Consider the following 867-nt stretch of genomic DNA (forward strand, 5'->3'; position numbering starts at 1 on the left):
TTAAGTATCATGTAATGGGATATGACCCTGGCGTGAGCTTCCATTCTGCTTTTTATCCTAAATCAGGAATCAAGATAGCGATACCTTCAAACAAAAGTTCAGGATCCTTTGAAGTAATGAAGGGGATTGAAGAAATTTTTGAGATATGATCAAACTTTTTTATAAGGGGTAGCACCTTATGCCCATCAACCTAAGATTTTGAAGTATCCCCAAAACGAAAATTTCATCCTTTCATAGTTGTCCATAGAAATTTAGTTCGTTTTTTTCGTTTTGGGGAAGAATGTATTTCTTAACTTGATAGCGATGTRGCGGTACCCTATTGCTATCAAGCTAAGGTTTTAATATACCCCCTAAATGAACATTTTCTTTTTCTACAGGTAGTTACTTTGAGAAGTCAGCTCATTTTTTCGTTTTGAGGGCGTGGTGTGTCAACACGARACTAGACAATTTTTTTAAGGTGTTCCTGYCTGTACTGAACAGGGCTCAAATAGCCTAATGTGCCATGGATTCTAACATTGTTAAACCAGTTTACGTAGTCGTTCAATTCTAAAATCAATTCTTCTAAACTTGTGAAATGACGATCGCGAACGAACTCTGTTTTAAAGATTTTGTAGGTTGCTKCYGCTACCGCATTATCATATGGACAGCCTTTCGCACTTAATGAACGCTGGATTTTGAAGGTCTCTAACGTGTCATGGATCAGCTTGTTTTTGAACTCATTTCCTCGATCTGTATGAAATAAGGTAATCCGATTTAAGTTTGTTTTCACYGTTGCGAAAGCTTGTGAAACAAGCTCGGCATCTTTCTTTTGGCCTGCGCTATGGCCTATGATTTCTCGATTAAAGAGATCGACTAATAAACATACGT

Annotated in this window: 1 protein-coding gene and 1 pseudogene; one reads left to right on the top strand and one right to left on the bottom strand. The window is 37.4% G+C overall.

The window, feature by feature from the left end; translation table 11 throughout:
- Positions 1 to 149: pseudogene (locus AC1DIT_RS28225) on the top strand (penicillin-binding protein); the annotation flags it as partial.
- A 290-nt stretch (positions 150 to 439) separates the two neighbouring features.
- On the opposite strand, the gene AC1DIT_RS28230 reads toward AC1DIT_RS28225, so the two are convergent.
- Positions 440 to 867 (bottom strand): transposase (locus tag AC1DIT_RS28230; RefSeq protein WP_476998612.1); only part of this gene is annotated, 428 nt, incomplete at its 5' end.

The organism is Bacillus sp. 05T22, assembly GCF_056396765.1.